This is a genomic window from Streptomyces sp. JL2001, assembly GCF_050917515.1.
Lineage (GTDB): Bacteria > Actinomycetota > Actinomycetes > Streptomycetales > Streptomycetaceae > Streptomyces.
Window position 1 is genome coordinate 6,417,431 of record NZ_CP169421.1, and the last position, 18,826, is coordinate 6,436,256.

An 18,826-nucleotide genomic window follows, 5' to 3' on the forward strand; every position below is an offset into this window, starting at 1 on the left:
GATGGCGATCCCTCTGCCCGAATCGGTGATACCCGGGCTGTTTGCGCCGTACGCGGGCCGGTGACAACACACATGACGGGGAAGGAAATCGACATGGCGCTCGCCCAGCCCGAATCGGGAGGGCTGCCGACCCAGCGGACAGCACCGCTCCGTGGCTCGCTCGCCACCACCGCCTGTATGGAGACGCTTCAGGTGGGGTACCTGCACGCGGTCGCGGCGGCGGCGGGCTGCTCGCTGTCGCAGCCGTTTCCGGACAACGGCATCGACTGGCACGTGAGCCACGGCGCTGCCGACCACACCGTGGACGACGAAGTGACCATCAAGGTGCAGCTCAAGTGCACCTACCAGCTACCGCCGAGAGTGCCCGGACCCGCGTCCGCGACGTTCTCGTTCACCCTCGACAACGAGCACCTGGTGAAGCTCGCGCGGACCCCGGTCTCGGTACACAAGATCCTGGTCGTGATGCTCGTGCCGCGCTCCCGGGAGGACTGGCTGCGGGCCGGGCACGACGGGCTCGACCTGCGGCACTGCTGCTACTGGATCAACCTGGCCGGCCATCCGGTCACGGGACGGCGCAGGACCACCGTGCGCATCCCGACGGCACGGATCTTCGACGACCGGGCGCTGTGCGAGATCATGGCCCGGGTCGGCGTGGGAGGGAGACCTTGATGCACCGGCCGATCGACGAGCCGGAGGGCGGGACGGGCCACGGCCCGGCGTCCCCGTCCTTCAGGCCCCACCCCACCTTCGCCGAACTCCCGGGCTCCTGGAGCGCCGGGGCGGCTCGCCCCACCGGCCCCTGGAGCGACGCCGGCGGTCCGCCCGACCCCGGGCGCGTCGACCCGCTCGTCCTCGGCGCGCTGCTGGCACGCCACGGCTGGCGGCGGCGCGGCGGGGCCCCGGGCCGCTACAGCCGCTGGACGCCGCCGGGGCCGGCGACCGCCACCGGCAGCCTGCTCGTGCCCGAGAGCCGCGCCTTCCCCGACTGCGAGGACCTCCTCGGGGAGGCGCTCACCGCACTCGCCCGCAGCGCCGTGCCCTCGGCCCGCGAGGTGCTGGTCGGGCTGACCGTGCCCAGCGACGAGATCCGCTGGTGGCGCGACGTACCGCCGGGGCCCTCGGGCACCGTCCCCTGGGCCGTGCAGGAACAGTTCCGGTCGGCGGCCCGCCAGCTCCTTCTCGCGGGCGCGCTCGCCGTGCGCGGCCGGGCCGGCTACTACGGGGCCCGGCACCGCCGGCAGGCCCAGGCGTCCCTCGGCGCGGTCGTCGTCGGCGCCGCCCCCGACGGCCGGGGCCTGACCGCCTTCGTCCCCGTGGAGACCGGCCGGGCGATCGCCGTACGGCTCTACCACGCGCTCTACGCGGCCCGGGAGGCCGCCGACTACCAGCGGGCCACCGGAGGCATGGAGGCCTTCGACGCCGCGGTGACGGCCGGCGTGAGCCGGGAGCTGACCGAGGCCCTCGTCGCGCTCGTCCGCGGCAGCGAAGGGGCCCGGATCGCCCTGGAGTGGGCGCCTGCCGCGGGGACCCCCGCGGGCTGCGCGGCACGGCCCGAGCCCGTCGAGTTCTCGGCCGGCGACCTGCCCGCCCTGCGCGAGGCCGGCGCCCGCTATCTGACCGACGAGCCGTCCGTACCGGTACGGATCACCGGAGCGGTCGTCCGGATGCGCCGGTCCGGCCCGCGCGGCGAGGGCACCGTGCGGCTGCGGGTGCTGGCCGGGGCCGAGGTGCCGCACGTCCGGGTGAGCCTGGACGAGGAGTCGTACCGTACGGCCGGCCACGCCCATCTGGTGGGTCTGCCGATCCGGGTCGTGGGCCGGCTGGAGAGCCGGGGCGGCTTCCGGCGGCTCACCGACGCCTCCGCGGTCGTCCCGGTGCAGGTGGACGAGGCCGAGCGGGACCGGCTGATGAAGTCGCTGCACGAGAACCTCGACTACTTCGAGGAGGCGTGCGGGCCGGGGGACTGACCGCGGGGACGTTTCGCGGGCGGCCCCCCGGGCTCGGTACGATCGACGGCGACGCGGCACCTCGTCTCTGCCGCGCACCGTCGACGCCGGCACTTCGTATCTGCCCGCGCCCCAATGGAGAAGAGCACCAGTGTCTGAAGTCCGTGTGACCGTCCAGTCCGCCTCAGGAGCCGAGGATCGGGCGGTGAGCGCGGGCACCACCGCCGGCGCGCTGTTCGCCGACGACCGGTCCGTGATCGCCGCCCGGGTCGGCGGTGAGCTGAAGGACCTCACCTACGTCGTCGCCGACGGCGAGGTCGTCGAGCCCGTCGAGATCTCCTCCCCGGACGGTCTCGACATCCTGCGCCACTCCACCGCGCACGTGATGGCCCAGGCCGTGCAGGAGCTCTTCCCCGAGGCCAAGCTGGGCATCGGCCCGCCGGTCCGGGACGGCTTCTACTACGACTTCGACGTCGAGAAGCCGTTCACCCCCGAGGATCTCAAGGCCATCGAGAAGAAGATGCAGGAGATCCAGAAGCGGGGCCAGCGCTTCTCCCGCCGCGTGGTGACCGACGAGGCCGCCCGCGAGGAGCTCGCCGACGAGCCCTACAAGCTGGAACTGATCGGCATCAAGGGCTCCGCCTCCAGCGACGACGGCGCGGACGTCGAGGTGGGCGGCGCCGAGCTGACCATCTACGACAACCTGGACGCCAAGACCGGTGACCTGTGCTGGAAGGACCTCTGCCGCGGTCCGCACCTGCCCACCACCCGGAACATCCCGGCGTTCAAGCTGATGCGCAATGCCGCCGCCTACTGGCGCGGCAGCGAGAAGAACCCGATGCTCCAGCGCATCTACGGCACCGCGTGGCCGTCGAAGGAGGAGCTGAAGGCCCACCTCGACTTCCTCGCTGAGGCCGAGAAGCGCGACCACCGCAAGCTCGGCAACGAGCTCGACCTCTTCTCCGTGCCGGACGAGATCGGCTCCGGCCTCGCCGTCTTCCACCCCAAGGGCGGCATCATCCGCCGGACCATGGAGGACTACTCGCGCCGCCGGCACGAGGAGGAGGGCTACGAGTTCGTCTACTCCCCGCACGCCACCAAGGGCGCCCTCTTCGAGAAGAGCGGCCACCTGGACTGGTACGCGGAGGGCATGTACCCCCCCATGCAGCTCGACGGTGGTACCGACTACTACCTCAAGCCCATGAACTGCCCCATGCACAACCTGATCTTCGACGCGCGGGGCCGGTCCTACCGCGAACTGCCGCTGCGCCTGTTCGAGTTCGGCACCGTGTACCGGTACGAGAAGTCCGGTGTCGTGCACGGCCTGACCCGGGCCCGCGGCTTCACCCAGGACGACGCGCACATCTACTGCACCCGTGAGCAGATGGCCGAGGAGCTCGACCGCACCCTCACCTTCGTCCTGAACCTGCTGCGCGACTACGGTCTGACCGACTTCTACCTGGAGCTGTCCACCAAGGACCCGGAGAAGTTCGTCGGCTCGGACGAGGTCTGGGAGGAGGCCACCGCGGTCCTCCAGCAGGTCGCCGAGAAGCAGGGCCTCCCGCTGACCCCCGACCCGGGCGGCGCGGCCTTCTACGGCCCGAAGATCTCGGTGCAGGCGCGGGACGCCATCGGCCGCACCTGGCAGATGTCGACCGTGCAGCTCGACTTCAACCTGCCGGAGCGCTTCGACCTGGAGTACACCGGCCCGGACGGCACCAAGCAGCGCCCGGTCATGATCCACCGCGCCCTGTTCGGTTCCATCGAGCGCTTCTTCGCCGTGCTCCTGGAGCACTACGCGGGCGCCATGCCGCCGTGGCTGGCCCCGGTGCAGGCGGTCGGCATCCCGATCGGCGACGCGCACGTCGAGTACCTGCAGGAGTTCGCCGCCGAGGCGAAGAGGAAGGGCCTGCGGGTCGAGGTGGACGCCTCCTCCGACCGTATGCAGAAGAAGATCCGCAACCAGCAGAAGCAGAAGGTCCCGTTCATGATCATCGTCGGTGACGAGGACATGGCCGCGGGCACCGTCTCCTTCCGTTACCGCGACGGCTCGCAGGAGAACGGCATCGCCCGCGACGAGGCGCTGGCGAAGCTGGTCGACGTGGTGGAGCGCCGCGTCCAGGTCTGACGCCCCCTGGGCTCAGCGGGCCCCCGGGTACTCACCCGGGGGCCCTTCGTCGTCCTCCCGCCGGAACGTCTGGATCAGCCAGGACGAGAACGAGCCGGTCACCGCTCCGAGCAGCGCCAGCCCGCAGGCCATCAGCCCGACCGCGGTGACCCGGCCCATCGGGGTCACCGGGGTCACGTCGCCGTACCCGACCGTCGAGAGTGTCGAGCACGCCCACCAGACCGAGTCGCCGAAGGTGACGATCGTGGCGCCCGGGGCGTCGCGCTCGAAGCGGTACACGGTGAGCGAGCCCGCGAAGCCCAGCAGGATCGACGTGAGACCGGCGTACGCCATGACGCGGGCGTAGAGCGTGAGCCGGGGCTTGTCCTGGCGGCGCTGGATGGTGTCGTAGGCCTTGACCACCCGCAGCGGGCGCAGCAGAGGCAGGATCAGGACCACCGTGTCCAGCAGGTGGGCGCGGACGAAGCGCAGCGGCCGCCGGCCGCTCAGCCATATGCGTACGACGTAGTCCACGGCGAAGAGGGCCCAGGCGGCGAGGACGAGCGCCAGGCAGACGTCACGCCAGCCGTGCGGGAGGCCGTCCCCCAGGATCAGGATCGCGTACCCGGCGAGGAAGAGCGCGGACGCGACGGCGAGCGGCACCTCCATCCGTTCGTCCCAGCGGTCCATCTCCGGCGGCTTCTCTTCCATCGGATCAGCATCGCCGGAGCGAAGGGATCCGCGCCCCGGCGACACGATCCGAACGGGCTAAGCAATATGCTGCACAGCATGACGATTGAGCCGGAGCAGCAGATCGGAGTGGGGACGCAGGACGCGTTCCAGCGCCTGTGGACGCCTCACCGGATGGCGTACATCCAGGGCGAGAACAAGCCCACCGGGCCGGGGGCCGAGGACGGCTGTCCGTTCTGCTCGATTCCGTCGATGTCGGACGAGGACGGTCTCGTGATCGCGCGCGGTGAGCGCGTGTACGCCGTACTGAACCTCTACCCGTACAACGGCGGGCACCTGATGGTGGTGCCCTACCGTCACGTCGCCGACTACACGGAGCTGGACGAGAGGGAGACCGCCGAGCTCGGCGCGTTCACCAAGCGCGCCATGATCGCGCTGAGGACCGCCTCCGGAGCGCACGGCTTCAACATCGGCATGAACCAGGGAACGGTCGCGGGCGCGGGCATCGCCGCCCACCTGCACCAGCACGTCGTGCCCCGCTGGGGCGGCGACACCAACTTCATGCCCGTCGTCGGCCACACCAAGGTGCTGCCGCAGCTGCTGGCCGACACCCGCAAGATGCTCGCCGACGCCTGGCCGGCGTCGGAGGGCACCGGCCGGGCGGCCGCTCAGGCGTCGTAGACGTCCGCCTTCTTGGGGCCCGGCTCCTGGACGGAGCCGCTCAGGATCAGCGAGCGGCTGGTGAAGCGCTCCGTGTCCACGCCGTGCTCGTCGAGCACCTTGATGGTGGCGGCGTGGACCGCGCGCATCACCGGGGTGGCCGCGCGGATCGCGTCGTCCGCCATGAAGCGGTGACGCCAGGGCTGCGCCGCCCAGGCGTGCCGCAGACCGAAGGGCTCGGGCAGGGTGAGCTTGCCGCCGAGGAAGTCCAGGACCGGCGGGAACCACGTGAGCGGCGCGCGCAGCGCCTTGCGGACGACCTCGTCGTCCTCCAGGAGCGGCAGGGTGATCTCCCGCGTCTCCCAGAAGCGCACGGTCTTGGAGACCTCCCTGGTCTTCGCCTTGGGCTTCGTGGTGAAGAGCGAGTGCACCGGGCCCAGGGCGTGACCCGTGACCTCGACCCGCAGCGTGTGCAGCAGCGAGGTGACCGTGATCATCATGGTGAGGACGAGCTGGCCGTCCCAGAGGGTGAACTGGACCCCCAGGTAGTGGCGGTTGCCGCTGCCGAACTGCTGGTCGTTGCAGATGCGCTGTATCTCGTGCGGCTTCACCTGGAAGGCGACGATGTTCTCGCCCTCCGGACGGGCGACCTCGTCGGCGCCCTCGCCGACGGGGGAGACGATCCAGTGCTTGACCGTCGGCTTCGGGAAGCCGGTCTTCAGCGAGCCGCGCTCGATCAGCTTCAGCTGGTCGTGGATCTGCCGGACGACGTCCCAGGCGCGGAAGTCGTGGATCTCCCGGCCCTCCTTCGGGACGAGCTCCTCGGCCATGGTCCAGCTGCCCCAGCGGGTGCCCATGCCGAGTATGCCCTTGGGGCCGGCGTAGAAGACGACGTTGGACTGCTGCTCGGCGCTGAGCTTCTCCAGGGACTGCCGCAGCTCCTCGGCGGCCGTCTGGCCCGGGTCCTGCGGGACCGCCTCGGGGATCTTGGCGCCGATGCCGCCGCCGCTGAGCAGGGCGTCCCAGCGGGTGCGCAGGTCCCGGGCGGTGGACTCGCAGACGCGCTTGGCCAGCAGCCAGCCCACGACCGGGGCGACGATCATGGCGCGGAAGTAGATCGACAGGAAGCCGCCGAACGGCAGCTTGAGCAGGACGAGCACGGCGAGGAGGCCCACACCGACGAGGAGCGCCGTGCCCAGCAGGCTCGTGCGCCTGTTGTCGGTGCCGGCGAGGACGCGGCGCAGCTTGATGACGGCGAGCCACAGGAGCAGGCCGGGCAGGAAGAGCAGGCCGAAGACCAGCGTGATCAGGGTGAGCCGGACGTCGCGCTGCTTGCGGATCCGGGTGGCGGCCAGGCAGTGCTCCACCACGGGCTGCGGCTCGGTGCCGAAGGACTGGATCAGCGCCTTGCGGGCGCCGCCGAGCATCCGCACCTGCACGGCCCGGGAGAAGGCCTCACCGAGGTCGGGCTTGAAGAGGGAGAACCACTTGCCCTCCTTGACGCTCGACTGGTGCCATTCGTTGTTCGCCTTGAGGATCTCCTCGACCGGGCTGTCGCGGTACGCGGCGGAGGCGAGGGCATGGGTCGCCGCCGTCTGTCCGTCCGAGCCCTGGAGGGGGATCTGCGCCCCGGGTCCAAAACTGCCGATGCTCACTGCCGCCCCCATCGCCGCCTGCCGCGGGGTCACCGGGTGTCCCTCTGCGGGCTGTTCCCCACGATCTCGCCCCGCACACCTTCCGAACTGGGCACCACAGCGTAACCGGGTACCGGTGGATGCGTCACGGTACGACCGAATGCCGCCCCGTCGAACGGGAGTCGCGGGGCGGCAGCCGCTGTCGGTCCGTCAACTACGAGCCCTTTTCGGCCTTTTCGCGGATCCGGTCCGCCAGGTGCGGCGGCATGGCCTCGTGCCGGGCGTACGCGCGGTCGAACCGCCCGGTCCCGTGCGACACGGACCGCAGGTCGACCGCGTACCGGCCGATCTCGATCTCGGGCACCTCCGCGCGGACCACCGTGCGTCCCGGCCCGGCCTGCTCGGTGCCGACGACCCGGCCCCGCCGGCCGGACAGGTCGCTCATCACCGGTCCCACGTACTCGTCCGGCACCAGGACCTGCACCTCGGCCACCGGTTCGAGGAGCTGGATGCTCGCCTCGGCCGCCGCCTCGCGCAGTGCCAGCGCGCCCGCCGTCTGGAAGGCCGCGTCGGAGGAGTCGACCGAGTGGGCCTTGCCGTCGCGCAGCGTGACCCGCACGTCGACGAGCGGGTACCCGGCGGCGACCCCGCGCGCCGCCTGTGCCCGTACGCCCTTCTCGACGGACTGGATGAACTGGCGCGGCACGGCACCGCCCACCACCTTGTCGACGAACTCGATGCCGCTGCCCGCCGGGAGCGGTTCGACGTCGATCTCGCAGATGGCGTACTGGCCGTGGCCGCCGGACTGCTTGACGTGCCGGCCGCGCCCGGCCGACGTGCCGCCGAAGGTCTCGCGGAGCGCCACCTTGTGCGGCACGGCGTCGACCTGGACGCCGTAGCGGTTGCGCAGCCGCTCCAGGGCGACCTCCCGGTGGGCCTCGCCCAGGCACCACAGGACGACCTGGTGGGTGTCCGGGTTCTGTTCGAGACGCATGGTCGGGTCCTCGGCGACCAGCCGGGCCAGGCCCTGCGACAGCTTGTCCTCGTCCGCCTTGCTGTGCGCCTCGATGGCGAGCGGCAGGAGCGGGTCGGGCATCGGCCACGGCTCCATGAGCAGCGGATCGTCCTTGGCGGAGATCGTGTCCCCGGTCTCCGCGTGACCGAGCTTGCCGACACAGGCGAGGTCGCCGGCGATGCAGTGGCCGAGGGAGCGCTGCTGCTTGCCGAAGGGCGAGGTCAGCGCGCCGACGCGTTCGTCGACGTCGTGGTCCTCGTGGCCCCGGTCGGTCAGGCCGTGCCCGGACACGTGGACGGTCTCGTCCGGGCGCAGGGTGCCGGAGAAGACCCTGACCAGCGAGATCCGGCCGACGTAGGGGTCCGAGGCGGTCTTGACGACCTCGGCCACGAGCGGGCCGTCCGGGTCGCAGGTGAGCGGGGGACGGGGCGTGCCGTCCGGTGTGGTGACGGCGGGGGCCGGGCGTTCCAGCGGCGTGGGGAAGCCGCCGGTGATCAGTTCCAGGAGTTCCACGGTGCCGAGGCCCTGCTTCCCGCCGTCGGCGGCCGGCGCCGCGGCGAGGACGGGATGGAAGGTACCCCGGGCGACGGCCTTCTCCAGATCGTCGACGAGCGTCTTGACGTCGATCTGCTCGCCGCCGAGATAGCGGTCCATCAGGGACTCGTCCTCGCTCTCGGCGATGATCCCCTCGATGAGCCGGGCCCGGGCCTCCGCGATGAGCGGGCGCTGCGCCTCGTCCGGGGGGTTCTCCAGCCGGGTGCCCGAGGAGTAGTCGAAGATCCGCTCCGAGAGCAGCCCCACGAGGCCGGTGGTGTGCGTGTGCCCGTCGGGCGCCTCGGGGCCGTGCACGGGCAGATAGAGGGGGAGCACGGCGTCGGGGTCGTCGCCCCCGAAGATCCGGCCGCAGACGGCCGTGAGCTCGGCGAAGTCGGTCCGGGCGGTGTCCAGGTGGGTCACCACGATCGCGCGGGGCATGCCGACGGCCGCGCACTCCTCCCAGACCATGCGGGTCGCGCCGGCGACGGCGTCGGCCTCCTGCGCCGCCGAGACGACGAAGAGGGCCGCGTCCGCGGCGCGCAGACCGGCCCTCAGCTCCCCGACGAAGTCGGCGTATCCGGGTGTGTCGAGGAGATTGATCTTGCATCCGCCCCATTCGACCGGGACGAGGGAGAGCTGTACGGAACGTTGCTGGCGGTGCTCGATCTCGTCGTAGTCGGAGAGCGTCCCGCCGTCCTCGACGCGGCCGGCCCGGTTGACCGCTCCCGCGGTCAGCGCGAGTGCCTCGACGAGCGTCGTCTTACCCGATCCGCTGTGGCCGACCAGCACCACGTTCCGTACGTCCGAGGGCCGGTCGGCCGTCGGGGCCCTGCCGGCGGCTCCGGGGTGGGTGTTCGCCTTGTCGCCCATGATGTTCCTCCCGATCGCTTGCACGGTGAGGTGGGGGGCGCGGGCCGGGGGAGTGGCGGCGGCGTGTCGCGCAGGGCTCCGGCGATGCCCGCGGTGGTCCTTCGAGCTTTGCACCGTCGTCACGGTGCGTCCATACGTCGTACGTGCGAGGGCGTCCGGCGGGGCCGCGACGCGGCGGGGCGGGTGCCGACGGTGCGGCGGGGTGGTCCTGGCTACGATGGGTGAGCCGGTGGTCATAGGGGCCGCGCGGCCACCGAACCTCGGGAAGGCCATGCTGAACAAGTACGCGCGTGCATTCTTCACGCGTGTCCTCACACCGTTCGCCGCGTTTCTGCTCCGCCGGGGCGTCAGCCCGGACGCGGTCACGCTCGTGGGCACGGCCGGAGTGATGGCGGGGGCACTGGTCTTCTTCCCCAGGGGCGAGTTCTTCTGGGGCACGATCGTCATCACCCTCTTCGTCTTCTCCGACCTCGTCGACGGCAACATGGCCCGGCAGGCCGGGATCTCCAGCCGCTGGGGCGCGTTCCTCGACTCGACGCTCGACCGGGTCGCCGACGGCGCCATCTTCGGCGGCTTCGCGCTCTGGTACGCGGGAACGGGTGACGACAACATCCTCTGCGCGGTCTCCATCTTCTGTCTGGCCAGCGGCCAGGTCGTCTCGTACACCAAGGCGCGTGGCGAATCGATTGGCCTGCCCGTCGCGGTCAACGGCCTCGTCGAGCGGGCCGAGCGGCTCGTGATCTCGCTGGTGGCGGCCGGACTGGCCGGACTGCACGCGTTCGGCGTGCCCGGGATCCAGATCCTGCTGCCGATCGCCCTGTGGATCGTGGCGGTGGGCTCCGCGGTGACGCTGGGGCAGCGGGTGGTGACCGTACGGCGTGAGGCCGCGGAGGCCGACGCGGCCGCCGCCCGGGGGAGCGAGGCGACGTCATGAGCGGGATCAGGGACCGGTTGGCCGACGGCCTGTACGGGCTGGGCTGGGCGACCGTCAAGAAGCTGCCGGAGCCGGTCGCGGCCGGCCTCGGGCGGCGGATCGCCGACATCGCCTGGAAGCGGCGCGGCAAGAGCGTGCTGCGCCTGGAGTCCAACCTCGCGCGCGTGGTGCCGGACGCCACGCCCGATCGGCTGGCCGAGCTGTCCCAGGCGGGCATGCGCTCGTACATGCGCTACTGGATGGAGTCCTTCCGGCTGCCCACCTGGAGCAAGGAGCGCGTCGGGGACAGCGTCGACATCAAGGACGTCCACTACCTCGAGGAGGGCCTCGCCTCCGGCCGGGGCGTCATCCTCGCCCTGCCGCACCTGGCCAACTGGGACCTGGCGGGCGTGTGGGTGACCCGCTCGCTCGGCGTGCCCTTCACCACCGTCGCCGAGCGCCTCAAGCCGGAGACGCTCTACGACCGGTTCGTCGCCTACCGCGAGTCCCTGGGCATGGAGGTCCTGCCGCACACCGGGGGCTCCGCCTTCGGAACCCTGGCGCGGCGGCTGCGGGCCGGCGGCCTGGTCTGCCTGGTCGCCGACCGCGACCTGTCGGCGAACGGCACCGAGGTCACCTTCTTCGGCGACACGGCGCGCATGCCGGCGGGGCCGGCGATACTCGCCCAGCAGACCGGCGCGCTGCTGCTGCCCGTGACGCTCTGGTACGACGACTCCCCGGTGATGAAGGGCCGGATCTACGCGCCCGTCGACGTCCCCGAGACGGGGACGCGGGCCGAGAAGACGTCCGTGATGACACAGCTGCTGGCCGACGCCTTCGCCACCGGCATCGCCGACCACCCGGAGGACTGGCACATGCTGCAACGACTGTGGCTCGCGGACCTGGAGCCGCGCGGGGAGGACGGACCGGCGTGAGGATCGGCATCGTCTGCCCCTACTCCTGGGACGTGCCGGGCGGCGTCCAGTTCCACATCCGCGACCTGGCCGAGCACCTGATCCGGCTGGGGCACGAGGTCTCCGTCCTCGCTCCCGCCGACGACGAGACGCCGCTGCCGCCGTACGTCGTCTCCGCCGGCCGGGCCGTGCCCGTGCCGTACAACGGCTCCGTGGCGCGGCTCAACTTCGGCTTCCTGTCGGCCGCCCGGGTGCGGCGCTGGCTGCACGACGGCACCTTCGACGTCATCCACATCCACGAACCGGCCTCCCCCTCGCTCGGTCTGCTGAGCTGCTGGGCGGCGCAGGGGCCGATCGTGGCCACCTTCCACACCTCGAACCCGCGCTCCCGGGCGATGATCGCCGCGTACCCGATCCTCCAGCCGGCGCTGGAGAAGATCAGCGCGCGGATCGCGGTCAGCGAGTACGCGCGGCGCACCCTCGTCGAGCACCTGGGCGGCGACGCCGTCGTCATCCCCAACGGCGTCGACGTCGACTTCTTCGCGCGGGCCGAGCCGAAGAAGGAGTGGCAGGGCGGCACGCTCGGGTTCATCGGGCGCATCGACGAGCCCCGCAAGGGCCTGCCGGTGCTCATGCGCGCCCTTCCGAAGATCTTCACGGAGCGGCCGGAGGCCCGGCTCCTCATCGCCGGCCGGGGGGACGAGGAGGAGGCCGTCGCCTCGCTGCCGCCCGAGATGCGGGCCCGGGTCGAGTTCCTCGGGATGGTCAGCGACGAGGACAAGGCACGGCTGCTGCGCAGCGTCGACGTGTACGTGGCGCCCAACACGGGCGGCGAGAGCTTCGGAATCATCCTGGTCGAGGCGATGTCGGCGGGCGCGCCCGTCCTCGCCTCCGACCTCGACGCGTTCGCCCAGGTACTGGACCAGGGCGCGGCGGGCGAGCTGTTCGCCAACGAGGACGCCGACGCGCTGGCCCACGCGGCGATCCGGCTGCTCGGCGACGAGGAGCGGCGGACGGAACTGCGGACGCGCGGCAGCGCGCACGTCCGGCGGTTCGACTGGTCGACCGTGGGCGCGGACATCCTGGCGGTGTACGAGACGGTCACCGACGGCGCGGCCTCGGTGGCCGCGGACGAACGCACCGGCCTGCGGGCGCGGTTCGGCCTGGCCCGCGACTGAACCGGGGCGCGTCCGACGGGGGCCGGGCACCGCCGGGCCCCCGCTCCGGACGGGCCCGGGGCCTCTGGCCCGCGTGCCCCGGGCGTGGCAGGCTCGGGCCGTGACCACGACGACCGTGCGGCTCCTCGACCTCGGCCACATCACCCGGCCCGCGCACGAGTGGGGCGGCCCCCACGGGCGGGTCGAGCCCGTGCTGGCCTATCTCGTGCGCCACGCCCGGGGCAGCCTCCTCTTCGACACCGGGATCGGGGCCGGGTCCCCGGAGACGGACGCGCACTACCGGCCCGTCCGCAGGCCGCTGCCCGTGCGCCCCGGCGACGTCGACCTGGTCGTCAACTGCCATCTGCACTTCGACCACATCGGTGGCAACCCCGCCCTCGCCGGCACGCCCGTCCTCGTCCAGCGGAAGGAACTCGCGACCGCCCGGGCCGGCGGCCACACCCTCGACGCGCTGCTGGACGGCGTGCGGTACGAGGAGGTCGACGGCGAGCACGAGATCGCGCCCGGAGTCCGGATCGTGCCCACGCCCGGCCACACCGAGGGCCACCAGTCCCTCTTCGTCGACCAGGGCGACCGGGTGACCGTGCTCGCCGGGCAGGCGTACGACTTCGCCCACGAGTTCGGCGTCCCGCACCACCCCTGGCTCGGCCGGCTCGCCGAGCTCGCCGACGGCCGGCCCGCGTCCGTCCTGTTCGCGCACGACCGTGCCCGCCGCGAAGGCGTGCTGCCACCGCCCCGGTAGCCTGTGCGCCCGTGACCGAAACCCTGATCTGGACCGTCGTCGCGCTCATCGCGATCGGCATGTACCTCAGCTGGACCGCAGGACGGCTCGACCGGCTGCACTCCCGCATCGACGCCGCCCGCGCCGCACTCGACGCCCAGCTGCTGCGACGGGCCTCGGTCGCCCAGGAACTGGCCACCTCCGGCGTGCTCGACCCGGCCGCCTCGATCGTGCTGTACGAGGCCGCGCACGCGGCCCGCCAGTCCGAGGAGGACCACCGCGAGGTGGCCGAGAGCGAGCTGAGCCAGGCGCTGCGGGCCGTGTTCGGGGAGCCCGAGCAGGTCGACGCCGTACGTCGGGCGCCCGGCGGCGAGGAGGCCGCCGGGGAACTGGCGGCGGCCGTCCGCCGCGTCCCCATGGCCCGCAGGTTCCACAACGACGCCGTGCGCGCCGCCCGGGCGCTGCGCCGCCACCGCACGGTGCGCTGGTTCCGGCTCGCGGGACACGCGCCGTTCCCGCTGGCCTTCGAAATGGACGACGAACCGCCCGTGGCCCTTGCTGATCGTCCCGCCTGAGCCACCCGGCCTGGGAAAACGATCCACCGGCTGAATATTGGCCCTTGCTGTGGCCTGGTGGTGCCCTGTTTCCTCTCTCTTGTCTCAACACCGCTTTCACGAGTGAGGTCGCAGTCGTGTCCACCACGCTTCCCAACACCCCGCAGTCCGCAGAGTCCTCGGCGACTGGCACCTCGCGCGTCAAGCGCGGCATGGCCGAGCAGCTCAAGGGCGGCGTGATCATGGACGTGGTCAACGCCGAGCAGGCGAAGATCGCCGAGGACGCCGGCGCCGTGGCCGTCATGGCCCTGGAGCGCGTCCCCGCCGACATCCGCAAGGACGGCGGCGTCGCCCGTATGTCCGACCCGAACATGATCGAAGAGATCATCGGCGCGGTGTCCATCCCGGTCATGGCCAAGTCCCGCATCGGCCACTTCGTCGAGGCCCAGGTCCTGCAGTCCCTCGGCGTCGACTACATCGACGAGTCCGAGGTCCTGACCCCGGCCGACGAGGTCAACCACTCCGACAAGTGGGCCTTCACGACCCCCTTCGTCTGTGGCGCCACCAACCTGGGCGAGGCCCTGCGCCGCATCGCCGAGGGCGCGGCCATGATCCGCTCCAAGGGCGAGGCCGGCACCGGCAACGTCGTCGAGGCCGTCCGCCACCTGCGCCAGATCAAGAACGAGATCGCCAAGCTGCGCGGCTTCGACAACAACGAGCTGTACGCCGCCGCCAAGGACCTGCGCGCCCCGTACGAGCTCGTCAAGGAGGTCGCCGAGCTCGGCAAGCTGCCGGTCGTGCTGTTCTCCGCCGGTGGTGTCGCCACCCCCGCCGACGCCGCGCTGATGCGCCAGCTCGGTGCCGAGGGCGTCTTCGTCGGCTCCGGCATCTTCAAGTCGGGCGACCCGGCCAAGCGCGCCGCCGCCATCGTGAAGGCCACCACCTTCTACGACGACCCGAAGATCATCGCGGACGCCTCCCGCAACCTGGGCGAGGCCATGGTCGGCATCAACTGCGACACCCTCCCCGAGACCGAGCGCTACGCCAACCGGGGCTGGTGATGACCACTCCCGTGATCGGGGTCCTGGCACTCCAGGGCGACGTGCGGGAGCACCTGATCGCCCTGGCCGCGGCCGACGCCGTGGCCAGGCCGGTCCGGCGCCCCGAGGAGCTGGCCGAGGTCGACGGTCTCGTCCTGCCGGGCGGCGAGTCCACCACCATCTCCAAGCTGGCCGAGCTGTTCGGCCTCATGGGGCCGCTGCGTGAGCGCATCGCCGCCGGCATGCCGGTCTACGGCACCTGCGCGGGCCTGATCATGCTCGCCGACAAGATCCTCGACCCCCGCTCGGGTCAGGAGACCTTCGGCGGCATCGACATGATCGTCCGCCGCAACGCCTTCGGGCGGCAGAACGAATCCTTCGAGGCCGGCGTCACCGTCGCCGGGATCGAGGACGGACCCGTCGAGGGCGTGTTCATCCGCGCCCCCTGGGTGGAGTCCGTCGGCGCCACCGTCGTGGTGCTCGCCGAGCACGGCGGCCACATCGTCGCCGTACGGCAGGGCAACGCCCTGGCGACCTCGTTCCACCCCGAACTCACCGGCGATCACCGCATGCACGCACTCTTCGTCGACATGGTGCGCGCGGCAGGGTGACTCGGCCCCGGTAGGATCTCTGGGGTTCGTTCAGTAATGGGTTACGCGAAGGAGACAGGCAGATGTCCGGCCACTCTAAATGGGCTACGACGAAGCACAAGAAGGCCGTGATCGACGCCAAGCGCGGCAAGCTCTTCGCGAAGCTGATCAAGAACATCGAGGTCGCCGCGCGTACCGGCGGTGCCGACATCGACGGCAACCCGACGCTCTTCGACGCCATCCAGAAGGCGAAGAAGAGCTCCGTCCCGAACAAGAACATCGACTCCGCGGTCAAGCGCGGCGGTGGTCTCGAGGCGGGCGGCGTCGACTACGAGACGATCATGTACGAGGGCTACGGCCCGAACGGTGTCGCGGTCCTCATCGAGTGCCTCACCGACAACCGCAACCGCGCGGCCTCCGACGTCCGCGTCGCCATGACCCGCAACGGCGGCTCCATGGCCGACCCGGGCTCGGTCTCGTACCTGTTCAACCGCAAGGGCGTCATCGTGCTGCCCAAGGGCGAGCTGACCGAGGACGACGTCCTCGGCGCGGTGCTCGACGCGGGCGCCGAAGAGGTCAACGACCTGGGCGAGAGCTTCGAGGTCATCAGCGAGGCCACCGACATGGTCGCGGTCCGCACCGCCCTCCAGGAGGCTGGGATCGACTACGACTCCGCCGACTCCAACTTCGTCCCGACCATGCAGGTCGAGCTCGACGAAGAGGGCGCGCGCAAGATCTTCAAGCTGATCGACGCGCTGGAGGACAGCGACGACGTGCAGAACGTCTTCGCCAACTTCGACGTCAGCGACGAGGTCATGGAGAAGGTCGACGCCTGATCCGGGGATCGACACCGGATCCGGGACTCGTCGCCCGGTCCGGAGGCCGGCCACCACGGGCCGACGGGGACACACCCCCGTCGGCCCGTCGCCGTTCGTGCGGCATTGTCGGTGCGAGCCGATAGCCTGCACGAACAGATCAGCGAAGACGGGTCCAGGGAGGGGCAGCGTGCGCGTTCTCGGGGTGGACCCCGGCCTGACCCGGTGCGGTGTCGGCGTCGTCGAGGGCGTCGCCGGCCGGCCCCTGGCCATGCTCGGCGTCGGCGTGGTGCGGACCGCGGCGGACGCGGACATCGGCGTCCGGCTGGTGGGCATCGAGCGCGGCATCGAGGAGTGGCTCGACCGCTACTCGCCCGAACTGGTGGCCGTGGAGCGGGTGTTCAGTCAGCACAACGTCCGTACGGTGATGGGCACGGCCCAGGCGAGCGCCGTCGCGATGCTCTGTGCCTCGCGGCGCGGCATCCCGGTCGCCCTGCACACCCCCAGCGAGGTCAAGGCCGCCGTCACCGGCAGTGGACGGGCCGACAAGGCCCAGGTCGGCGCCATGGTGACGCGCATCCTGCGGCTCTCGGCCCCGCCCAAGCCGGCCGACGCCGCCGACGCGCTCGCCCTGGCCATCTGTCACATCTGGCGGGCCCCCGCCCAGAACCGCCTGCAGCAGGCGGTCGCCCAGCATGCCTCCGCACTGAAAGGCCGCACCCGATGATCGCCTTTGTGAGCGGCCCGGTGGCCGCCCTCGCCCCCACCACCGCAGTGATCGAGGTCGGCGGTGTGGGCATGGCCGTGCAGTGCACGCCGAACACCATCGCCGAGCTGAGGATCGGTCAGGAGGCGCGCCTCGCCACCTCGCTGGTCGTCCGCGAGGACTCCCTCACCCTCTACGGCTTCGCGGACGACGACGAGCGGCAGGTCTTCGAACTCCTCCAGACCGCCAGCGGCGTCGGCCCCCGCCTCGCCCAGGCCATGCTCGGCGTGCACAGCCCGGACGCCCTGCGTCTCGCCGTCGCCACCGGCGACGAGAAGGCGCTGACCACCGTCCCCGGCATCGGCAAGAAGGGCGCCCAGAAGCTGCTGCTGGAGCTCAAGGACAAGCTCGGCGCCCCGCTGGGCAGCAGCGGCCTGGTCGGCACCCAGCGGGCCGCCGCCTCCGGGCCGCCGCCGTGGACCGAGCAGCTGACCGCCGCGCTGATCGGGCTCGGGTACGCCTCCCGCGAGGCGGAGGAGGCGGTGACGGCCGTGACCCCGCAGGCCGAGGCCGCCCTCGCCGAGTCCGGGTCGGCCCCCGTCCCGCAACTGCTGCGCGCTGCCCTGCAGACGCTCAACCGCGCCCGATAGCCTCGACGGCCCGCGCCCCCGCCGACCGGGCGGAACACGGGGCGGGCGGCGCCGCGCGCCCCCACGACCGCCGAGAGACCACCGCACCACACCGAGAAGGCAGACACCGTGAACTGGGACGACGAGACGGCACCGGCAGCCGAGGACCGGATCGTCGGCGCCTCGGCCGAAGGCGACGACCAGGCCGTCGAGGCGGCTCTGCGCCCCAAGGACCTCAGCGAGTTCGTCGGTCAGGAGAAGGTCCGCCAGCAGCTCGACCTGGTCCTCAGGGCCGCCCGCCAGCGCGGTGCCACCGCCGACCACGTCCTGCTCTCCGGTGCCCCGGGCCTCGGCAAGACCACCCTGTCGATGATCATCGCGGCCGAGATGAACGCCCCGATCCGGATCACCTCCGGCCCCGCCATCCAGCACGCCGGCGACCTCGCCGCGATCCTCTCCTCCCTCCAGGAGGGCGAGATCCTCTTCCTGGACGAGATCCACCGCATGTCCCGGCCCGCCGAGGAGATGCTCTACATGGCGATGGAGGACTTCCGGGTCGACGTGATCGTCGGAAAGGGCCCCGGCGCCACCGCCATCCCCCTGGAGCTCCCGCCCTTCACCCTGGTCGGCGCCACCACCCGGGCTGGCCTCCTGCCGCCCCCGCTGCGCGACCGCTTCGGCTTCACCGGCCACATGGAGTTCTACGAGCCCGCCGAGCTCGAACGGGTCGTCCACCGCTCCGCCGGACTGCTCGACGTCGAGATCGACACGGCCGGCGCCGCCGAGATCGCCGGCCGCTCCCGGGGAACGCCCCGGATCGCCAACCGGCTCCTGCGCCGCGTCCGGGACTACGCCCAGGTCAAGGCGGACGGCGTGATCACCCGCGAGATCGCCGCCGCCGCCCTCGGCGTGTACGAGGTCGACGGCCGCGGGCTCGACCGGCTCGACCGCGCCGTCCTGCAGGCGCTCCTCAAGCTCTTCGGCGGCGGACCGGTCGGTCTGTCCACCCTCGCGGTCGCGGTCGGGGAGGAGCGCGAGACGGTCGAGGAGGTCGCCGAACCCTTCCTCGTGCGCGAGGGACTACTGGCGCGTACGCCCCGTGGCCGGGTCGCCACTCCCGCGGCATGGGCGCATCTCGGACTCGTTCCGCCGCAGGCCGGGGGCCCGGGAGCGGCGGGAAGCGGACAACAGGGGCTCTTCGGGGCGTGACGGCGCGCATACTCGCCGGGGCAGGAACCACGGTGCGATCCTGGACGTTGTTCCATCGATGCGGACTCGCCTAGACTCCGCCGATGCCGCCCTTTCCG

18 protein-coding genes are annotated in these 18,826 nt (G+C 71.9%); 15 read left to right on the forward strand and 3 right to left on the reverse strand.

Translation table 11 applies throughout. The annotated features are described in order from the left end of the window. Positions 1-93: 93 nt before the first annotated feature. From ACE1OA_RS28685 to thrS, 3 genes are all read left to right on the forward strand, one after another. Positions 94-669 (forward strand): DUF4365 domain-containing protein, encoded by a 576-nt coding sequence (locus ACE1OA_RS28685; protein WP_356601129.1) that lies wholly within the window; start codon positions 94-96, stop codon positions 667-669. Beyond that, complete coding sequence (locus ACE1OA_RS28690; RefSeq protein ID WP_356600930.1) at positions 669-1,967, forward strand: hypothetical protein; 1,299 nt, start codon at positions 669-671, stop codon at positions 1,965-1,967. Before ACE1OA_RS28685 ends, ACE1OA_RS28690 begins: the two co-directional genes overlap by 1 nt. A gap of 130 nt (positions 1,968-2,097) precedes the next feature. After that, the gene (thrS, locus tag ACE1OA_RS28695) at positions 2,098-4,074 is read left to right on the forward strand and encodes a threonine--tRNA ligase (protein WP_356600929.1); all 1,977 of its coding nucleotides are present in this window, start codon (positions 2,098-2,100) and stop codon (positions 4,072-4,074) included. 12 nt (positions 4,075-4,086) lie between these two features. On the opposite strand, the gene ACE1OA_RS28700 is transcribed toward thrS, so the two are convergent. Continuing rightward, a complete protein-coding gene (locus ACE1OA_RS28700) occupies positions 4,087-4,764 on the reverse strand; it encodes a potassium channel family protein (RefSeq protein WP_356600928.1) in 678 nt (225 codons plus the stop codon). A gap of 66 nt (positions 4,765-4,830) precedes the next feature. Between ACE1OA_RS28700 and ACE1OA_RS28705 the strand changes: the two genes are divergently transcribed. Beyond that, complete coding sequence (locus ACE1OA_RS28705; protein ID WP_384871804.1) at positions 4,831-5,424, forward strand: HIT family protein; 594 nt, start codon at positions 4,831-4,833, stop codon at positions 5,422-5,424. On the opposite strand, the gene ACE1OA_RS28710 is transcribed toward ACE1OA_RS28705, so the two are convergent. Both ACE1OA_RS28710 and ACE1OA_RS28715 read right to left on the reverse strand, forming a co-directional pair. Then, on the reverse strand, positions 5,412-7,070 hold the full coding sequence (locus tag ACE1OA_RS28710) for a hypothetical protein (protein ID WP_432754104.1): 1,659 nt from the start codon (positions 7,068-7,070) through the stop codon (positions 5,412-5,414). The two genes, ACE1OA_RS28705 and ACE1OA_RS28710, sit on opposite strands and share 13 nt — an antisense overlap. 181 nt (positions 7,071-7,251) lie before the next feature. Beyond that, positions 7,252-9,459, reverse strand: a complete 2,208-nt coding sequence (locus tag ACE1OA_RS28715; RefSeq protein WP_356600926.1) for an elongation factor G-like protein EF-G2 — start codon at positions 9,457-9,459, stop codon at positions 7,252-7,254. A gap of 217 nt (positions 9,460-9,676) precedes the next feature. Between ACE1OA_RS28715 and pgsA the strand changes: the two genes are divergently transcribed. From pgsA to ruvB, 11 genes are all read left to right on the forward strand, one after another. Then, positions 9,677-10,393, forward strand: a complete 717-nt coding sequence (pgsA, locus tag ACE1OA_RS28720; protein WP_384871810.1) for a phosphatidylinositol phosphate synthase — start codon at positions 9,677-9,679, stop codon at positions 10,391-10,393. Beyond that, complete coding sequence (locus ACE1OA_RS28725; RefSeq protein WP_432753595.1) at positions 10,390-11,307, forward strand: phosphatidylinositol mannoside acyltransferase; 918 nt, start codon at positions 10,390-10,392, stop codon at positions 11,305-11,307. The genes pgsA and ACE1OA_RS28725 overlap by 4 nt, the downstream gene beginning before the upstream one ends. Continuing rightward, positions 11,304-12,464, forward strand: a complete 1,161-nt coding sequence (locus ACE1OA_RS28730; RefSeq protein WP_356600923.1) for a glycosyltransferase family 4 protein — start codon at positions 11,304-11,306, stop codon at positions 12,462-12,464. The genes ACE1OA_RS28725 and ACE1OA_RS28730 overlap by 4 nt, the downstream gene beginning before the upstream one ends. A 100-nt stretch (positions 12,465-12,564) precedes the next feature. Further along, entirely contained in the window at positions 12,565-13,206 is a 642-nt protein-coding gene (locus ACE1OA_RS28735) for an MBL fold metallo-hydrolase (protein WP_356778163.1), read from the forward strand. Positions 13,207-13,217: 11 nt separating this feature from the next. Then, positions 13,218-13,760 (forward strand): hypothetical protein, encoded by a 543-nt coding sequence (locus tag ACE1OA_RS28740; protein WP_356600921.1) that lies wholly within the window; start codon positions 13,218-13,220, stop codon positions 13,758-13,760. 116 nt (positions 13,761-13,876) lie between these two features. Next, entirely contained in the window at positions 13,877-14,800 is a 924-nt protein-coding gene (pdxS, locus tag ACE1OA_RS28745) for a pyridoxal 5'-phosphate synthase lyase subunit PdxS (protein ID WP_356600920.1), read from the forward strand. Further along, a complete protein-coding gene (pdxT, locus tag ACE1OA_RS28750) occupies positions 14,800-15,390 on the forward strand; it encodes a pyridoxal 5'-phosphate synthase glutaminase subunit PdxT (RefSeq protein ID WP_432753596.1) in 591 nt (196 codons plus the stop codon). Before pdxS ends, pdxT begins: the two co-directional genes overlap by 1 nt. A 62-nt stretch (positions 15,391-15,452) precedes the next feature. Next, entirely contained in the window at positions 15,453-16,205 is a 753-nt protein-coding gene (locus ACE1OA_RS28755) for a YebC/PmpR family DNA-binding transcriptional regulator (RefSeq protein ID WP_356600918.1), read from the forward strand. Positions 16,206-16,374: 169 nt separating this feature from the next. Then, a complete protein-coding gene (gene ruvC, locus ACE1OA_RS28760; RefSeq protein ID WP_356600917.1) occupies positions 16,375-16,911 on the forward strand; it encodes a crossover junction endodeoxyribonuclease RuvC in 537 nt (178 codons plus the stop codon). Continuing rightward, positions 16,908-17,540 carry a Holliday junction branch migration protein RuvA gene (ruvA, locus tag ACE1OA_RS28765; protein WP_147977122.1) on the forward strand — a complete coding sequence of 211 codons (633 nt, stop codon included), beginning with the start codon at positions 16,908-16,910 and terminating at the stop codon, positions 17,538-17,540. Before ruvC ends, ruvA begins: the two co-directional genes overlap by 4 nt. 108 nt (positions 17,541-17,648) lie before the next feature. Beyond that, positions 17,649-18,728, forward strand: a complete 1,080-nt coding sequence (ruvB, locus tag ACE1OA_RS28770) for a Holliday junction branch migration DNA helicase RuvB (RefSeq protein ID WP_356600916.1) — start codon at positions 17,649-17,651, stop codon at positions 18,726-18,728. Positions 18,729-18,826: the final 98 nt, after the last annotated feature.

Bases quoted from the DNA above. Each gene is read 5' to 3' on its own strand.
- ACE1OA_RS28685 (WP_356601129.1), top strand. From the start codon at position 94: ATGGCGCTCGCCCAGCCCGAATCGGGAGGGCTGCCGACCCAGCGGACA.
- ACE1OA_RS28690 (WP_356600930.1), top strand. From the start codon at position 669: ATGCACCGGCCGATCGACGAGCCGGAGGGCGGGACGGGCCACGGCCCG.
- ACE1OA_RS28700 (WP_356600928.1), bottom strand. From the start codon at position 4,764: ATGGAAGAGAAGCCGCCGGAGATGGACCGCTGGGACGAACGGATGGAG.
- ACE1OA_RS28705 (WP_384871804.1), top strand. From the start codon at position 4,831: ATGCTGCACAGCATGACGATTGAGCCGGAGCAGCAGATCGGAGTGGGG.
- ACE1OA_RS28710 (WP_432754104.1), bottom strand. From the start codon at position 7,070: ATGGGGGCGGCAGTGAGCATCGGCAGTTTTGGACCCGGGGCGCAGATC.
- ACE1OA_RS28715 (WP_356600926.1), bottom strand. From the start codon at position 9,459: ATGGGCGACAAGGCGAACACCCACCCCGGAGCCGCCGGCAGGGCCCCG.
- pgsA (WP_384871810.1), top strand. From the start codon at position 9,677: ATGGGTGAGCCGGTGGTCATAGGGGCCGCGCGGCCACCGAACCTCGGG.
- ACE1OA_RS28725 (WP_432753595.1), top strand. From the start codon at position 10,390: ATGAGCGGGATCAGGGACCGGTTGGCCGACGGCCTGTACGGGCTGGGC.
- pdxT (WP_432753596.1), top strand. From the start codon at position 14,800: ATGACCACTCCCGTGATCGGGGTCCTGGCACTCCAGGGCGACGTGCGG.
- ACE1OA_RS28755 (WP_356600918.1), top strand. From the start codon at position 15,453: ATGTCCGGCCACTCTAAATGGGCTACGACGAAGCACAAGAAGGCCGTG.
- ruvA (WP_147977122.1), top strand. From the start codon at position 16,908: ATGATCGCCTTTGTGAGCGGCCCGGTGGCCGCCCTCGCCCCCACCACC.